13 protein-coding genes and 2 tRNA genes are annotated in these 15,965 nt (G+C 68.6%); 5 read left to right on the top strand and 10 right to left on the bottom strand.

The window, feature by feature from the left end; genetic code table 11:
* Positions 1-28: 28 nt before the first annotated feature.
* A complete protein-coding gene (locus IEY79_RS10690; RefSeq protein ID WP_189107128.1) occupies positions 29-2,650 on the bottom strand; it encodes a valine--tRNA ligase in 2,622 nt (873 codons plus the stop codon).
* A gap of 136 nt (positions 2,651-2,786) precedes the next feature.
* On the opposite strand from IEY79_RS10690, the gene IEY79_RS10685 reads away from it, so the two are divergent.
* Positions 2,787-3,734, top strand: a complete 948-nt coding sequence (locus IEY79_RS10685) for a flagellar basal body-associated FliL family protein (RefSeq protein WP_189107127.1) — start codon at positions 2,787-2,789, stop codon at positions 3,732-3,734.
* Positions 3,735-3,817: 83 nt separating this feature from the next.
* Here the strand turns inward: IEY79_RS10685 and clpX are convergent, their stop codons facing one another.
* From clpX to IEY79_RS10660, 5 genes are all read right to left on the bottom strand, one after another.
* Positions 3,818-5,110: an ATP-dependent Clp protease ATP-binding subunit ClpX gene (gene clpX, locus IEY79_RS10680; protein ID WP_189107126.1), complete on the bottom strand. Its 1,293-nt coding sequence runs from the start codon at positions 5,108-5,110 to the stop codon at positions 3,818-3,820.
* 144 nt (positions 5,111-5,254) lie between these two features.
* The gene (locus IEY79_RS10675) at positions 5,255-5,938 is read right to left on the bottom strand and encodes an ATP-dependent Clp protease proteolytic subunit (RefSeq protein ID WP_308426659.1); all 684 of its coding nucleotides are present in this window, start codon (positions 5,936-5,938) and stop codon (positions 5,255-5,257) included.
* A 53-nt stretch (positions 5,939-5,991) separates the two neighbouring features.
* Positions 5,992-6,597, bottom strand: a complete 606-nt coding sequence (locus tag IEY79_RS10670; protein WP_031231653.1) for an ATP-dependent Clp protease proteolytic subunit — start codon at positions 6,595-6,597, stop codon at positions 5,992-5,994.
* A gap of 254 nt (positions 6,598-6,851) precedes the next feature.
* Complete coding sequence (gene tig, locus IEY79_RS10665; protein ID WP_189107124.1) at positions 6,852-8,279, bottom strand: trigger factor; 1,428 nt, start codon at positions 8,277-8,279, stop codon at positions 6,852-6,854.
* Between the two features lie 178 nt (positions 8,280-8,457).
* A tRNA-Pro gene (locus IEY79_RS10660) sits at positions 8,458-8,534 on the bottom strand.
* A 146-nt stretch (positions 8,535-8,680) separates the two neighbouring features.
* Here IEY79_RS10660 and IEY79_RS10655 point away from each other — a divergent pair.
* Positions 8,681-8,754: transfer RNA gene (locus tag IEY79_RS10655), tRNA-Gly, on the top strand.
* A 116-nt stretch (positions 8,755-8,870) separates the two neighbouring features.
* Here the strand turns inward: IEY79_RS10655 and IEY79_RS10650 are convergent.
* A complete protein-coding gene (locus IEY79_RS10650; protein ID WP_189107123.1) occupies positions 8,871-9,065 on the bottom strand; it encodes a hypothetical protein in 195 nt (64 codons plus the stop codon).
* A 447-nt stretch (positions 9,066-9,512) separates the two neighbouring features.
* On the opposite strand from IEY79_RS10650, the gene IEY79_RS10645 reads away from it, so the two are divergent.
* A complete protein-coding gene (locus IEY79_RS10645; protein WP_189107122.1) occupies positions 9,513-10,733 on the top strand; it encodes an acyltransferase family protein in 1,221 nt (406 codons plus the stop codon).
* Here the strand turns inward: IEY79_RS10645 and IEY79_RS10640 are convergent.
* Positions 10,713-11,159 carry an HD domain-containing protein gene (locus IEY79_RS10640; RefSeq protein ID WP_189107121.1) on the bottom strand — a complete coding sequence of 149 codons (447 nt, stop codon included), beginning with the start codon at positions 11,157-11,159 and terminating at the stop codon, positions 10,713-10,715. The two genes, IEY79_RS10645 and IEY79_RS10640, sit on opposite strands and share 21 nt — an antisense overlap.
* 142 nt (positions 11,160-11,301) lie before the next feature.
* On the opposite strand from IEY79_RS10640, the gene IEY79_RS10635 reads away from it, so the two are divergent.
* Positions 11,302-12,516: a cation:proton antiporter gene (locus tag IEY79_RS10635; protein ID WP_189107120.1), complete on the top strand. Its 1,215-nt coding sequence runs from the start codon at positions 11,302-11,304 to the stop codon at positions 12,514-12,516.
* Positions 12,517-12,567: 51 nt separating this feature from the next.
* On the opposite strand, the gene IEY79_RS10630 is transcribed toward IEY79_RS10635, so the two are convergent.
* A complete protein-coding gene (locus IEY79_RS10630; protein WP_189107119.1) occupies positions 12,568-13,713 on the bottom strand; it encodes a PP2C family protein-serine/threonine phosphatase in 1,146 nt (381 codons plus the stop codon).
* Positions 13,714-13,821: 108 nt separating this feature from the next.
* Between IEY79_RS10630 and IEY79_RS10625 the strand changes: the two genes are divergently transcribed.
* Entirely contained in the window at positions 13,822-15,075 is a 1,254-nt protein-coding gene (locus IEY79_RS10625; RefSeq protein WP_189107118.1) for a GNAT family N-acetyltransferase, read from the top strand.
* 32 nt (positions 15,076-15,107) lie between these two features.
* Here IEY79_RS10625 and IEY79_RS10620 read toward each other — a convergent pair whose 3' ends face one another.
* Complete coding sequence (locus tag IEY79_RS10620; RefSeq protein ID WP_189107117.1) at positions 15,108-15,929, bottom strand: Fpg/Nei family DNA glycosylase; 822 nt, start codon at positions 15,927-15,929, stop codon at positions 15,108-15,110.
* Positions 15,930-15,965 lie beyond the last annotated feature (36 nt).

Genomic DNA, 15,965 nt, shown 5'->3' with positions numbered 1-15,965 from the left:
ACCGGTTCCGGTGCTTCTCCGGCCGCCGTCAGCTCTCCGGGAGAGCCGCCAGCTGCGCGGTGATCCGCTCGATGTCGGACTCGGCCTTGACCAGCCGGCCGCGGATCTTGTCGACCACGTTGTCCGGGGCCTTCGCGAGGAACGCCTCGTTGCCGAGCTTGGCCGTGGCCTGCTGCTTCTCCTTCTCGGCCGCGTCCCGGTCCTTCGTCAGGCGCTTGCGCTCCGCCTCGACGTCGATCGTCCCGGACAGGTCCAGCTCCACCGTGGCACCCGCGACGGGCAGGGTCGCGGTCGGATGGAAGCCGTCGCCCGCCGCCTGGAGCCGCAGCACCTGCCTGATCGCCGCCTCGTGCGGGGCGAGCGGGGTCGCGGACAGGTCGAGCCGGCCGGGGACCTTCTGGGCCGACTGCAGACCCTGGTCGGCACGGAACCGGCGGACCTCGGTGACGACCTGCTGGACCTGCTCGATCTCCCGCTCGGCGGCCGGGTCGCGGAAGCCCGAGTCGGCCGGCCAGTCGGCGATGACCACCGACTCCTTGCCGGTCAGGGTGGTCCACAGCGTCTCGGTGACGAATGGGACGACCGGGTGCAGCAGACGCAGGGTGACGTCCAGGACCTCACCGAGGACGCGCCCGGAGACCTTGGCCTGGTCGCCGCCCGCGAAGAACGTCGTCTTGGACAGCTCGACGTACCAGTCGAAGACCTCGTCCCACGCGAAGTGGAAGAGGGCGTCGCTGAGTTTCGCGAACTGGTAGTCCTCGTAGTACGCGTCGACCTGCGCGACGGTCTGGTTCAGCCGGGAGAGGATCCACCGGTCGGTGGCGGACGTCTCCGACGCGTCGGGCAGCGGGCCCTCGACCGTGGCGCCGTTCATCATGGCGAAACGGGTCGCGTTCCAGATCTTGTTGGCGAAGTTGCGGGAGCCCTGGACCCAGTCCTCGCCGATGGGGACGTCGACCCCGGGGTTGGCGCCCCGGGCGAGCGTGAAGCGGACGGCGTCGGATCCGTACGTGTCCATCCAGTCCAGCGGGTTGACCGCGTTGCCGAAGGACTTCGACATCTTCTTGCCGAACTGGTCACGGACCATGCCGTGCAGCGCGATGGTGTGGAACGGCGGGGTGCCGTCCATCGCGTACAGGCCGAACATCATCATCCGGGCGACCCAGAAGAAGAGGATGTCGTAGCCGGTGACCAGGACCGAGTTCGGATAGAACTTCTCCAGGCTCGGGGTCTGTTCGGGCCAGCCCAGCGTGGAGAACGGCCACAGCCCGGACGAGAACCAGGTGTCCAGGACGTCGGTGTCCTGGCTCCAGCCCTCGCCGGTCGGCGGCTCGTCGTTCGGACCGACACAGACGGTCTCGCCGTCCGGGCCGTGCCAGACGGGAATGCGGTGCCCCCACCACAACTGCCGTGAGATGCACCAGTCGTTGAGGTTGTCGACCCACGCGAAGTAGCGGGACTCCATCTCCTTGGGGTGGATCGCGACCCGGCCGTCCCGGACCGCGTCGCCCGCCGCCTTGGCGAGCGGGCCGACCTTGACCCACCACTGGAGAGAGAGACGGGGCTCGACGGTCGTCTTGCAGCGCGAGCAGTGGCCCACGGAGTGGACGTACGGCCGCTTCTCGGCGACGATCCGGCCGTCCGCACGGAGCGCCGCGACGATGGCTGAGCGGGCCTCGTAGCGGTCGAGCCCTTGGAAGGGGCCGGGGACCGTGATGACCGCCCGCTCGTCCATGACCGTGATGTTGGGCAGGTCGTGGCGACGGCCGATCTCGAAGTCGTTCGGGTCATGGGCGGGTGTCACCTTGACCGCGCCCGTGCCGAACTCGGGGTCGACGTGCTCGTCCGCGACGACCGGGATCGTACGGTCGGTGAGCGGCAGCTTGATCCGCCTGCCGACCAGGTGTGTGTAGCGCGCGTCGTCGGGGTGGACGGCGACGGCGGTGTCACCCAGCATCGTCTCGGCGCGGGTGGTGGCGACGACGAGCGTCTCGTCCCCGTCGCCGTACTTGATGGAGACCAGTTCGCCGTCGTCGTCCTGGTACTCGACCTCGATGTCGGAGATCGCGGTGAGACAGCGCGGGCACCAGTTGATGATGCGCTCGGCGCGGTAGATCAGTTCGTCGTCGTAGAGCCGCTTGAAGATGGTCTGGACGGCCGCGGACAGCCCCTCGTCCATCGTGAACCGCTCACGGGACCAGGCGACGCCGTCACCGAGACGGCGCATCTGGCCGGAGATCTGGCCGCCGGACTCTTCCTTCCACTGCCAGACCCGCTCGACGAAGGCCGCACGCCCCAGGTCCTGCCGGGACTTGCCCTCCTTGGCCAGCTCGCGCTCGACGACGTTCTGCGTGGCGATACCGGCGTGGTCCATGCCGGGCTGCCACAGCGTCTCGTAGCCCTGCATACGCTTGCGGCGGGTCAGGGCGTCGATGATCGTGTGCTCGAAGGCGTGCCCGAGGTGCAGGCTGCCGGTGACGTTCGGCGGCGGGATGACGATGGTGTACGGCGGCTTCCCGCTCTTCTCGTCAGCCTCGAAGTAGCCGCGTTCTACCCAGCGCTCGTACAGCTTCCCCTCCACCTCGGCCGGCGCGTACTGGGTCGGCAGTTCAGGGTTGGCTGCGGGCTGCGCTTGAGAGTTCTCGGTCACGCACACAGTTTAGGCGCGTACCAGCTCCGCACTGAAACGAGATAGTTCGGTAACGGTGCGCCCCCCGATGGCCCATGTCACGGCTCCTTCAGTCAGGATGTCGGAAACGCATAAGCATCTGGAGGGGACAGAGCACATGAGCTACAACCAGCCGGGCCCGTACGGTGGGCAGCAGCCGCAGGGCCAGCCCGGACCGTACGGACAGCAGCCGCCGCAGGGCCAGCCCGGCTACGGGTATCCCCAGCAGCCGCCGCAAGGGCAGCCCGGTTACGGGTACCCGCAGCAGCCGCCGCAGGGAGTCCCCCAGCAGGGCTACGGCCAGCCGCAGCAGCCGGGCCCGTACGGCCAGCCGCCGCAGCAGCCCCCGTACGGCGGGGCACCGAGCTTCCCGCCGCCGCAGGGAGCCCCCAAGAAGAAGACGGGCCTGATCATCGCCTCGGTCGTCGTGGCACTCGCGGTGATCGGTGGTGGGGCGTACTTCCTGGTGGGCGGAGGCAGCAGTGAGGTCGCCGACGACGGCCCGCACAAGCTGATCACGCCGGCGACGGTGATAGACGGCGAGTACAAGAAGGGCGAGGGCACGGGCGACACCGGGGGCATGACCAAGAACGACCTCAAGGACGCCGAGAAGTGGGGCGTGAAGAACCCCAAGGACGTGAACGCCGGGTACCAGTCCGGGTCGGAGGACAACCCGCTGGCCGGGAAGCTGATCCAGTTCGGCGGCGTGTACGGCGAGGTCGAGGACCCCGAGAAGGCCGTCGACGCCATGTTCAACTACCTCAAGTCGGAGTCCGCGAAGGAGGAGGGCGAGGACGTCCCGAAGTTCGAGGGGGACGCCAAGTCCTTCGAGCCCGAGGGTCTCGACGGCGCCGTCCTGAAGTGCCAGGAGGCCAAGATGGCGACGGGCGAGACGGAGGGCCCCTCAGAGGTGGCCTTCTCCATCTGCATCTGGGGCGACTACTCCACCCTGGGCTTCGCCATGCCGATCGACATGGCGAGCGCCCTCACGGGCAAGGCCGGCTCCCTCGAGGACGCCGCCGCCACAACCGCCAAGCTGCGCAACGACGTTCGCGTGAAGCTCTGACGGCACGCACCACCCACGAAGAGGGGCGCCCGGCCGGATGATCCGGCCGGGCGCCCCTCTTTCCGTGCGTACGGGTGGTGCCGTTACGCGGACTTCTCGTGGCGGCCGTCGTTCTTCACGATCCGCGGCTCGCGCGGGACCAGTGTCGGGTTCACGTTGTTGCGGACGACGTCCGCCGTGATGACGACGCGGGCCACGTCCTTGCGGGACGGGACCTCGTACATCACCGACTGGAGGACCTCCTCCAGGATCGCGCGCAGACCGCGCGCGCCCGTGCCGCGCAGGATCGCCTGGTCGGCGATGGCTTCGAGGGCCGGGAGGTCGAAGTCCAGCTCCACGCCGTCGAGTTCGAACAGGCGCTGGTACTGCTTCACCAGCGCGTTGCGCGGCTCGACCAGGATCTTGAGGAGCGCCTCGCGGTCCAGGTTGTGCACCGAGGTCAGGACCGGGAGGCGGCCGATGAACTCGGGGATCATCCCGAACTTCACCAGGTCCTCCGGCATGACCTCCTGGAACTGGTCGCTCTCCTCGATCTCGCGCTTGGAGCGGATCGTCGCGCCGAAGCCGATGCCCTTGGCACCGGCCCGTGACTCGATGATCTTCTCCAGACCCGCGAAGGCGCCGCCCACGATGAACAGCACGTTCGTCGTGTCGATCTGGATGAACTCCTGGTGCGGGTGTTTACGGCCGCCCTGCGGCGGGACCGAGGCCGTGGTGCCCTCAAGGATCTTCAGCAGGGCCTGCTGGACGCCCTCGCCGGAGACATCGCGGGTGATCGACGGGTTCTCGCTCTTGCGGGCGACCTTGTCGATCTCGTCGATGTAGATGATCCCGGTCTCGGCCTTCTTGACGTCGTAGTCGGCCGCCTGGATCAGCTTCAGCAGAATGTTCTCGACGTCCTCGCCGACATAGCCGGCCTCCGTCAGCGCCGTGGCGTCCGCGATCGCGAACGGTACGTTCAGCATTCGGGCCAGTGTCTGCGCGAGGAGCGTCTTGCCCGAGCCCGTGGGGCCCAGCAGCAGGATGTTGGACTTGGCGAGCTCGATCGCGTCGTCGCGGCCCGCGCCGCCGCCGTTCTCACCGGCCTGCACGCGCTTGTAGTGGTTGTACACCGCCACCGAGAGCGCCTTCTTCGCGGGCGCCTGCCCGACGACGTACCCCTCGAGGAACTCGTAGATCTCGCGCGGCTTTGGCAGTTCCTCCCACCGCACCTCGGAGGTCTCGGCGAGCTCCTCCTCGATGATCTCGTTGCAGAGGTCGATGCACTCGTCGCAGATATAGACCCCGGGGCCTGCGATGAGCTTCTTCACCTGCTTCTGGCTCTTCCCGCAGAACGAGCACTTGAGCAGGTCGCCGCCATCACCGATGCGTGCCACGAGGTGCTTCCCCTTCGCCTGGGAGCAGCCTGGTTCAGCGGCTCCTGTGCCTCATACCCGACGGTACCTTGCCTGGCCCCCCGTACGGGCCCCCCTTGGCACGGTTCACGAGGACGTGAGACCGCGCCAAGGGCACCGGACGGGTCAGGCCGCTGCCGCCGCCGTGGTCTTACGGGTCGAGACGATCTGGTCGACCAGACCGTACGCCAGAGCGTCCTCGGCGGTCAGGATCTTGTCGCGCTCGATGTCGTCGCGGACCTTCTCGATCGGCGTCGTGGAGTGCTTGGCGAGCATGTCCTCGAGCTGTGCGCGCATGCGCAGGATCTCGTTGGCCGCGATCTCCAGGTCGGAGAGCTGCTCACGGCCGGTCTGGCTGGACGGCTGGTGGATCAGGACGCGCGCGTTCGGCAGGGCCAGGCGCTTGCCCGCCGTGCCGGCCGCGAGCAGGACCGCCGCCGCGGAGGCGGCCTGGCCCATGCAGACCGTCTGGATGTCCGGCTTCACGAACTGCATCGTGTCGTAGATGGCCGTGAGGGCCGTCATCGAGCCGCCGGGGCTGTTGATGTAGATGGAGATGTCACGGTCGGGGTCCATGGACTCCAGGCACAGCAGCTGCGCCATGACGTCGTTGGCCGACGCGTCGTCGATCTGGACACCGAGGAAGATCACGCGCTCCTCGAAGAGCTTCGCGTACGGGTCGTACTCCCGTACGCCCTGCGAGGTGCGCTCCACGAAGCGCGGGATGACATAGCGGTTGTCCACCTGAGGGCCGGTGTACAGGCCGCTCGGGGAGGCGCCGGGGAAGTTGTTCATAGGGGTGTTCACCATCCTGGTGGCGTTCGATGGGGTGACGTGGCCGGTCCGGGGCGTACTGATGGCCCTCAGGCGCCGGTGCCGCCGCCGCCCGGAACACCCGAAGCAGCGGAGATGATCTCGTCGATGATGCCGTAGGACACGGCCTCCTCGGCGGTGAACCAGCGGTCGCGGTCACCGTCGCGGATGATGGTCTCTTCGGTCTGGCCCGTGTGACGGGCGGTGATCTCGGCCATGCGCTTCTTCGTACGGAGCAGCTGCTCGGCCTGGATCTTGATGTCGGAGGCGGTGCCGCCGAGGCCCGCGGAGCCCTGGTGCATGAGGATGTCGGTGTTGGGCAGCGCGAAGCGCTTGCCGGCGGTGCCGCCGGTCAGCAGGAACTGGCCCATGGAGGCCGCCATGCCCATTCCGATGGTCACCACGTCGTTCGGGATGTACTGCATGGTGTCGTAGACCGCCATGCCCGCCGTGACCGAACCACCGGGGCTGTTGATGTAGAGGTAGATGTCCTTCTCGGGCTCGGCCGCGAGAAGAAGGAGCTGCGCGGTGATCTTGTTGGCGATGTCGTCGTCGACCTGCTGGCCGAGGAAGATGATCCGCTCACCGAGCAGTCGGCTGTAGACCTGGTCGCCGAGGCCACCACCGAGGGACGGCTCGCCGGCGGCGTAAGGCATCAGATTCGTCACGTGTCCACCTGCTCGTCTCTGACGGCTCCGGCCGTCTCAGCGTCTTTCGTTCCGGGGGACGGGGCGCTCCCCAGCCCTCGTATTCATGGACCCTAACGCGCTGGTCGGCGGGCGCCATCCCGCTTCCTGGACTGTTCGCTGGCAGCGCAAGGTAGTTGGGTCGTGGCAGGGGCGGGGCTACGGAGCGGGCCCCGGGCGCGAGTAGCGTCCCGGGGCCCGGAGATCCGGTCGAGCGAGGACGCTCAGCCCTCGTTCTTCGCCTCGGGCTTGTCGTCGTCCGCGGCGGCCTCGGTGGCCGCGCCGGACGCGGCCTCGGTGTCGTCGGAGGACGCCTCGACGGTCTCGGCGGTCTCGTCCTCGTCGTCCTGGAGGTCGACGACCTCACCGTTCGTGTCCGTCACCTTGGCGGCCTCGACCACCACGGCGAGCGCCTTGCCGCGGGCGACCTCGCCGACGAGCATCGGCACCTGGCCGCCTTCGACGACCGCCTGCGCGAACTGGTCGGGCGACATGCCGGAGGACTGCGCGCGACGCATGAGGTGCTCGGTGAGCTCCTCCTGGTTCACGTTCAGCTTCTCCTTGTTGACCAGCTCGTCGAGGATGAACTGGGTCTTGATGCCCTTGACCGCCTGCTCCTTGGTCTCCTCGTCGAACTCCTCCTCCGTCTTGCCCTGGATCTCCAGGTACTTCGGAAGGTCGAGGCCCATCTGACCGAGCTGGTGGTGCTCCAGGTTGTGCTTACGGGTCTTGATCTCGTCCTCGAGGAGCTTCTCGGGGATCGGGACCTCCGCCAGCTTCAGCAGCTCGTCGAGGACGCGCTCCTGGGCCTGGGTGGCCTGGTCGTACTGCTTCATGTTCCCGAGGCGCTTGCGGCTGTCCGCCTTGAGCTCCTCAAGGGTGTCGAACTCGCTCGCCATCTGCGCGAAGTCGTCGTCCAGGTCGGGCAGCTCGCGGGAGGCGACCTGGGAGACCTTGACGGAGACCTCGGCGTCCTTGCCCTCGGCGGTGCCGCCCTTGAGCTGGGAGGTGAAGGTGGCTTCGCCGCCGGCCTCCAGGCCGGTCACGGCCTCGTCGATGCCTTCGAGCAGCTCGCCGGAGCCGATGGTGTACTGCACGTCACTCGCGACGCCGTCCTCCAGGACCTCGCCGTCGACCTTGGCCTCCAGGTCGATCGTCACGACGTCGCCCTCGGCGGCGGCACGCTCGACGGGGTTGGTGGAGGCGAAGCGCTCACGGAGCTCGTCGACGGACTTGTCGACGTCCTCGTCGGAGACGTCGACCGCGTCGACGGTGACCTCGATGCCGGTGTAGTCCGGGATCTCGATGACCGGACGGATGTCGACCTCGGCGGTGAAGGAGAGCAGCTCGCCGTCCTTCAGCTCCTTGATGTCGACCTCGGGCTGCCCGAGGACATTGAGCTCGCCCTCGTTGACGGCCTCCGTGTAGAACTTCGGAAGGGCGTCGTTGACGGCCTCCTCCAGCACAGCTCCACGGCCGAACCGCTGGTCGATGACGCGGGCCGGGATCTTGCCCTTACGGAAGCCCTTCACCGTGACCTGGTCGTTGATCTTCTTGTACGCCGCGTCGAGGCTGTCCTTGAGCTCCTCGAAGGGCACCTCGACAGTGAGCCGAACCCGGGTCGGGTTCAGGGTCTCCACGGCGCTCTTCACGGTTCGGTCTCCTTGGTGGCTGATTCTGGGGTTCTGCTACGCCCGCCGTGACTCCGGCGGACCAGCGGATTCGGCCCGGTTCTTCACAGTCTCTTCAGACACACGGGCACGCAGCTTGCATAGTAGCCGCAAGCAGGATGACGCCCACAACGCGATCATGAACAGGCACGTGTACTGATGGTCGGGGTGGCCGGATTCGAACCGACGACCTTCCGCTCCCAAAGCGGACGCGCTACCAAGCTGCGCCACACCCCGTCGGTGCGACACGTAGGGTACATGCCCGCGGACAGTGCGCCGGACGTATTTACCGGTACGGAGGCGACGGCGAAGCGGTGTGCGTCGAGGGCCGCGGACCCGCTACGATGTTTTCCGTGCCGCGGTCCTCGTGACCTGCGGCGCGTGCGGGCGTAGCTCAATGGTAGAGCCCTAGTCTTCCAAACTAGCTACGCGGGTTCGATTCCCGTCGCCCGCTCCACATGACTCAGGGCCAGGTCGGAGGGTGACCCTCCGGACTGGCCCTGATGCGTTGGCACTCCGGTGGCGGACGGGCGGGGTCGGGGGCGGTGCCGGGTCGGGTCCGAACAGCGGGTCCTAGAAGTTGATCTGGTTGATCGTCTCCGCCAGCGAGTTCAGGAACCTGTTCACCGACGGAGCCATGTCCGTGGATGCCAGGAAGAAGCCGAACAGGATCGCGACCGTCGCGGGGCCGCCCTTCAGGGAGCCGCCGCGGATCAGCACCACGAGGACGATCGCCAACAGCAGCACCACAGACAGTGAAATAGCCACAACTGATCACACCCTCGGTCGGTCCGCCTTGCCGGCCGCGGGAGCTCACGGCCTCGCACATTCCCGCTCCCACCATCGTGCCACCAACCTCCGCCCAGTTGGCGTCCCGTGACGAATCATCGAGGTAAGGATCACGCCAATCGCCCCGGCGGGCGCGCCGGGTGTGACGCCGGTCGCGCGGGGGCGGGGGAAATGAATGGCACGTCAATTCGATGCGATCATTTCCTCGCGTTCACAGCGGACTCACAGCCAATTCCCGGCGCGTCCACGAGAGTTCGGCGGATGAATTCACGCGGAGTCATATCGAGGGCCACACCCTGATGATATGCCCTATTTAAGGGGGATTAACAGGGGCATATCTACCGGTGAGAGGCTGTTTCGGTGTCGAACACCCCAGTTGCCCAGGAGGTTTTACTCATCGCATTGTGCGGCGCTAGGGTTAATGAGATGTCCCCAGCTCCGCACAGATATGAGAGGGCTCCACTCCCCCGCTCGCGGGAGTTGGATCCCGTCCCCCCAACTGCACGGACCGCGTCGGCCGCAGTGGCCGAAACCCCTGTACGGACCCGTCAGGACTCCGCGAAGTCGTCACCCCCCGTCGCCAGGACGTCCACGAAGCGAGACGCGTTCTTCGACAACGCGAAGTACCTGGCCATCGTGCTGGTGGCCATGGGCCACGCGTGGGAGCCCGTCATGGAGGGCAGCAGGGCGACGAAGGCGATCTACATGGTCGTCTACTCGTTCCACATGCCGGCCTTCATCATCATCTCCGGCTACTTCTCCCGGAGTTACACCGGCCGCCCCCACCAGATCAGACGCCTGCTGACCGGGATCGCCGTCCCGTACGTCGTCTTCGAGGTCGCGTACTCGCTGTTCAAGCGGGCCACCAACGACCCGGGGCACCCGATCAGTCTGCTCGACCCCTGGTATCTCACCTGGTTCCTGGCCGCGTTGTTCATCTGGCGACTGACCACCCCCCTCTGGCTGTCGCTGCGCCATCCCCTGCCGGTCGCCCTCGGTATCGCCGCGCTCGCCTCCTTCACACCGAACATCGGCGAGGACCTCAACCTCCAGCGCGTACTGCAGTTCCTGCCCCTCTTCGTCCTGGGGCTCGTGCTCAAGCCCGAGCACTTCCAGCTGGTGCGGCGGCGTGAGGTCAGGCTGCTGGCCGTGCCCGTCTTCGTGGGCGCGCTCGCCTTCGCGTACTGGGCGGCGGTCCGGATGCAGAACGCGTGGTTCTACCACAACAGCGCGGCCCAGGACCAAGGGGCGCCGTGGTGGACGGGCGTCGTCATGACCTTCGCGATGTTCGGCTGTTCGGTCGTGCTGACGGCCGCGTTCCTGTCGTGGGTGCCGCGCCGCGAGATGTGGTTCACCGCACTCGGCGCGGGCACCATCTGCGGCTATCTGCTGCACGGTTTCCTGGTCAAGGGCGCCGTGTACAGCGGGATCTTCGCCACCAACGCCTGGCTCAACGAGCCGGCGGGCAAGGTCTTCCTGACCCTGCTCGCGGGCGTCGCGATGACGCTGCTCTGCACGCCGCCGGTCCGCCGGCTCTTCCGCTGCGCGACGGAACCGGAGATGAAGTGGGCCTTCCGCCAGGACGCGGTGTCCGGTGCCGGGCCGCATCGGACGGGCGCCGGCCGGTCAGCGGGGCAGGCCAAGTAGCCGCCGTACTTCCGCGTACTTCTCGGTGAGCCTGATCCGGGCCGCCTCGTCCAGCACGGCGAGGCGGCCCGGATCCGCGTTGTGGGCCAGGTCCGACTCCTTGACGAGCAGCGCGCCGGGGGTGGCCAGAATGCGACTGGTGTACGTGGCGGTGGACTCGCCCTTCACCTTCGTCACCGCCAGGACCATGTCCTTGACTCGGGCGGGCAGCGCGGCCGCATCGAGCCATTCGCGGGAGAGGGCGTCGTCCTCGACGGAGTCGTGCAGCCAGGCCGCCGCGATCTGCTCGTCCGAGCCGCCGCGCGCCCTGACCCCGTCGGCGACGGCCTGAAGGTGCTCCGTGTACGGCCGGCCGGCCTTGTCGGTCTGGGCGGCGTGGGCCTCGCGCGCGATGAACTCCACCTCGGCCAGGCTGAGATACGTCATTTGTCCGACTCCATGGGGTGCGGCAGAAGGGGCAGAAGTTGCAGGATAAATCGTTTGGTAAACTAATTACTGACGATTCCTTGACGCGCCTTTGACTTGATGGAGGAACGGTCCCATCGGACACGCAGACACCCTCATAGCCATGGGCGGCGCCTTCCTCGCCGCCGCTTTCCTCGCCCGCCTCGGCAGCCGGATCGAGCTGCCGACGATCCCGCTGTTCATCCTGGCCGGAATCCTGCTGGGACCGCACACCCCCGGCATCGTGCTCGTCTCCGATCCGCACGACCTGGAGATGCTGTCGGCCCTCGGCCTCGTCCTGCTGCTCTTCTACCTCGGCCTGGAATTCCATCTGGACGATCTCAAGGCGGGCGGCCGCAGGATGGCCCTCGCCGGTGGCGCCTATCTCGCGCTGAACGTGGGCGCCGGGCTCGGCTTCGGCTTCGCGCTGGGCTGGGGCACGTCCGAGGCGCTGGTCCTGGCCGGTGTGCTCGGTATCTCCTCGTCCGCGATCGTCACGAAGATCCTGGTCGACCTGGGCCGTATCGGGAATCCCGAGACGAAGCCGATCCTCGGGATCATCGTCGTCGAGGACATCTTCCTGGCGCTCTACCTGGCCGCGCTCCAGCCGATCCTGTCCGGCGCCGACAGCCTTTCCGCCGCGCTCGTCGACGGCGGGAAGGCGTTCGGATTCCTGCTGTTGCTGGCCCTGGCCGCGCGCTTCGGCAAGAAGGTCATCGGCCGGCTCATCAACACGAAGGACGACGAACTGCTCGTCATCTCCTTCCTGGGCGCGGCGGTCTTCATGGCCGGGGTCTCCGAGTGGTTCGGGGTCGCGGACGCGATCGGCGCGTTCATGGTCGGTCTGATGCTGGGCAGTACAGCCTCCGGCGACCGGATCCGTACGCTGGTGCACCCGCTGCGGGACGCGTTCGGCGCCATCTTCTTCTTCGCCTTCGGACTGTCCATCAACCCGGGCGACCTGCCGACGGTGCTCTGGCCCGTCGTGGCGGCCGTCACCGTGACGCTGACGATGAACGTGCTGGCCGGGCTGGTGGCCTCGCGCGTCTACCGTTTCGGCTCCGGCCCGGCGGCGAACATCGCGACGACGCTGGTGGCACGCGGCGAGTTCGCCCTGATCCTCGCGACGATGGCGGCGGGCGCGGCGCTGGACGGGCGGCTGGCCCCCTTCATCGCGGGCTACGTCCTGATCCTCGCGGTCCTCGGCCCGCTGGCCGCGGCCAAGTCGTACTGGCTGGCGCGGGTGTTGCCGGGCGGACGAGGTGGCGGCGACGGTGGTGGTGACGGCGAGGCCGTCGGCGGCGGTGAGCTGTCGCCGGCGAAGACGTCGGGCGCCTGACCGGCGACGGGGGCCGGTGCGGACGGTGCCGGCCCCCGGGCCCGGTCGGGCTCAGCTCTCGCGGCAGATCAGCAGCAGCGCCCGGTCGTCGTTCACATGCTTCGCCACCGATTCGATCAAGTGCCAGGCCGCTCCCACGAAGCCCGCAGCGACATACCGGTCCGCCTCGCCCGACAGCCTGTCTATGCCCTCGCTGAGGTCGCGGCCCGACGCCTCGACCAGGCCGTCCGTGAACAGCATCAGTACGTCGCCCGGCAGCAGGACGCCCTTCACCGGGTCGAACTCCGCCCGGTCGTAGACGCCGAGGAGCGGGCCCTCCGCCGCCATCTCCTCCCAGCGCCCGCTGCCGGCGTGGAGCTGGAGCGCGGGCAGATGGCCCGCCGACAGCAGCTCGTATTCCCCCGATTCCAGGTCCAGGACCAGGTGGATGGAGGTCGCGAAGCCCTCGTCCCAGTCCTGGCGGAGCAGATAGCCGTTGGCGGCGGGCAGGAAGCCCTCCGGCGGGAGCGACCCGAGCAGGCCGCCGAACGCACCGGACAGCAGGAGGGCGCGCGAGCCCGCGTCCATGCCCTTGCCGGAGACGTCCGTGAGGACGACTTCGAGCGTGCGGCCTCCGTTGGTGCGGGCGGCCACGACGAAGTCGCCGGAGAAGGACTGACCGCCGGCCGGCCGCAGCGACATCTCGCGGTGCCAGCCCTTCGGCAGTTGCGGCAGGGCGCTCTGGACCCGGATGCGTTCGCGCAGGTCGAAGAGCATCGTGCCGCCGCGCCGCCACGGCACACCCACGCGGGCCCTGAACTGGGCGATCAGCAGCCCGAAGAGCCCGCAGGCGGCCACCACCAGGACGGTGCCGGGCGTCACCGTGGCGGGCCCCTGGTCGTACGGGCCGAGGACGAGCGATTCGACGATCAGCGCGGTGGCGGCGGCCGCGTACAGACTCAGCAAACTGGAGGGCCGCAGCAGCAGTCCCCCGGCGACGATCGGCAGGACCAGCGCGGACGGCGCGAACCAGACGGGGACCGCCATCGTGGCGATCGCGATGCCGGGGACGGTCAGGAGCAGTCCGACGAGTGCGATCCAGTCAGAGCCGTCGCCGCGGAAGTAGTCGACTCCGGATTTGCGCACGCCTATGCGGACCCGGTGCAGCGACCTGCGCATCCGGGCCGTGTACGAGTCCGTCTTCGCGCCACCGGCCATTGTCGTTGGACCTTATCCATCAGCGGGCCCCACGTGCAGGGGGACCCCTGTGACATTGCGTTCGATACCGGGTCGCCTCGACCGCCCGCGCCCTGGTACTGATGGCATATGACCACAGACTTGCGAGTACTCGAAGCCCCCGACTGGGACCGCTGGTTCGGGACGCTGGAACGAGCCTTCGGCGGGGCGCTCGTCAACTCCGTCGAGGAGCGCGAGGCATGGCGCTCCGTGACGGAGTGCGAACGCTCCGTCGGGGTCTGGGACGGCGACGAGTGCGTGGCGACCGCGGGCGCGTACACCTTCGGGCTCACGGTGCCCGGCGGGGGTGTGGTGTCCGCCGCGGGCGTCACGATGGTGAGCGTCGCGGCGACGCACCGGCGGCGCGGGATCCTCACCTCCATGATGCGGCGGCAGTTGGACGACGTCCGCTCATGGGGTCAGTCGGTGGCGCTGCTGACCGCGTCCGAGCCGGCGATCTACGGACGGTTCGGATACGGCGTCGGCACACGGCAGTTGAGCGCCGAGATCGACACCTCCCGTGTCTCGTTCCGGGTGCCCGCCGACGCGGACGGCGCCGACGCCGTGCGGCTGCGGTACGTCGCGCTGGACGACGCGCGCGAGTCCATCGAGTCGGTGTACGCGCGCCAGGTCCACGGCCGCCCGGGCATGCTGGAGCGGCGGCCCGGCTGGGAGCGGAAGCTGCTGATCGACCCGCCCGAGCGGCGCGAGGGCGCGACCGCGCTCCAGTGCGTGCTCGCGCGCCGGGGCGAGGGCGACGACGCCGAGACGGTCGGGTACGCGCTCTACCGCGTCAAGCCCGGATGGGAACCGGCCGGGCCGAAGGGCACGGTCGTGGTCGACCGGGTGTCCGCGCTGGACCCGGTGGCGTACGCGACCCTGTGGCGCTTCCTCGGCGAGATCGACCTGACGTCGGGGGTGAGTGTGTCGAACCTGCCGGTGGACGACGCGTTCCAGTTCCTGGTCTCCGACGTCCGGCGCTCCAACATCCGGGTGCGGGACTCGCTGTACGTACGGCTGGTGGAGGTGGGGGCGGCGCTCGCGGCGCGGACGTATCAGGCCCCGGTGGACGTGGTGTTCGAGGTCGAGGACGCCTTCTGCCCCTGGAACGAGGGACGTTGGCGGCTGACGGGTGACATCAAGGGCGCGTCCTGCGAACGGACGGCGGACGCGGCCGATCTGTCGCTCTCGGTACGGGAGTTGGGCTCGATGTATCTGGGCGACACCTCGCCCGTGGCGCTGGCGGCGGCGGGGCTGGTCCGTGAACTGCGGCCCGGCGCGCTGGCGGAGGCGTCGGTGGCCTTCGTGTCGCCGGTCGCGCCGTGGCTGCCGCACGGTTTCTGAGGGGGCCGGGGCCGGCTCATGTCCGGCCCGGTTCAGGCCTTCTGGCAGGCCGGGCACCAGAAGAGGTTGCGGGCGGCGAGTGACGCCGTCCGGATCTCGGTGCCGCACAGATGGCAGGGCATGGTCGCGCGACGGTAGACGTACACCTCGCCGCCGTGGTCGTCCACGCGCGGCGGGCGGCCCATGGCCTCGGGCAGATGCTCGGGCCGTACGGTGTCGATGCGGTTGTGGCGTACCCCCTCGCGCATCAGCGCCACCAGGTCGGTCCAGATCGCTTCCCACTCGGCGCGGGTGAGGTCCCGGCCGGACCGGTAGGGGTCGATGCCGTGCCGGAAGAGGACTTCGGCGCGGTAGACGTTGCCGACGCCCGCGATGATCTTCTGGTCCATCAGCAGGGCGGCGACGGTGGTACGGGAGCGGGAGATCCGGGCCCACGCGCGCTCCGGGTCGTTACCCGGTGCGTCGGGCGGGCGCAGCGGGTCGGGGCCGAGCCGGTCGTGTATCGCGCGCTTCTCGGGTGCGGTGATCAGCGCGCAGGTGGTGGGGCCGCGCAGCTCCATGTAATACGAGTCGTTGAGCAGCCGCAGCCGGACGGTGTCGGTGGGTGGCGGGGCGGGGGTCCCGCCGAGCGCCACCTTCCCGAAGAGGCCGAGGTGGACATGGATCCAGCCCCGGTCCTCGAAGCCGACGAAGAGATGCTTCCCGTGGGCGCTCGCGCCGTCCAGCACCCGTCCGTCGAGGAGCGCCGCGCTCTCGGTGAACCGGCCCTGCGGGCTGCTCACGCGGACCTGATCCGCGTAGAAGCGGTCGGTCAGGTCCTCGGCGAGGCGGTGGATCGTATGCCCCTCGGGCACGGGTTCTCCTTGGTGCGTGATGCGTGGTGCGTGGTG

It is taken from the genome of Streptomyces camponoticapitis (genome assembly GCF_014646115.1).
Classification (GTDB): domain Bacteria; phylum Actinomycetota; class Actinomycetes; order Streptomycetales; family Streptomycetaceae; genus Streptomyces; species Streptomyces camponoticapitis.
Note: the sequence above shows the minus strand (reverse complement) of the source record. Positions and strands in the feature narration are given on the sequence as shown.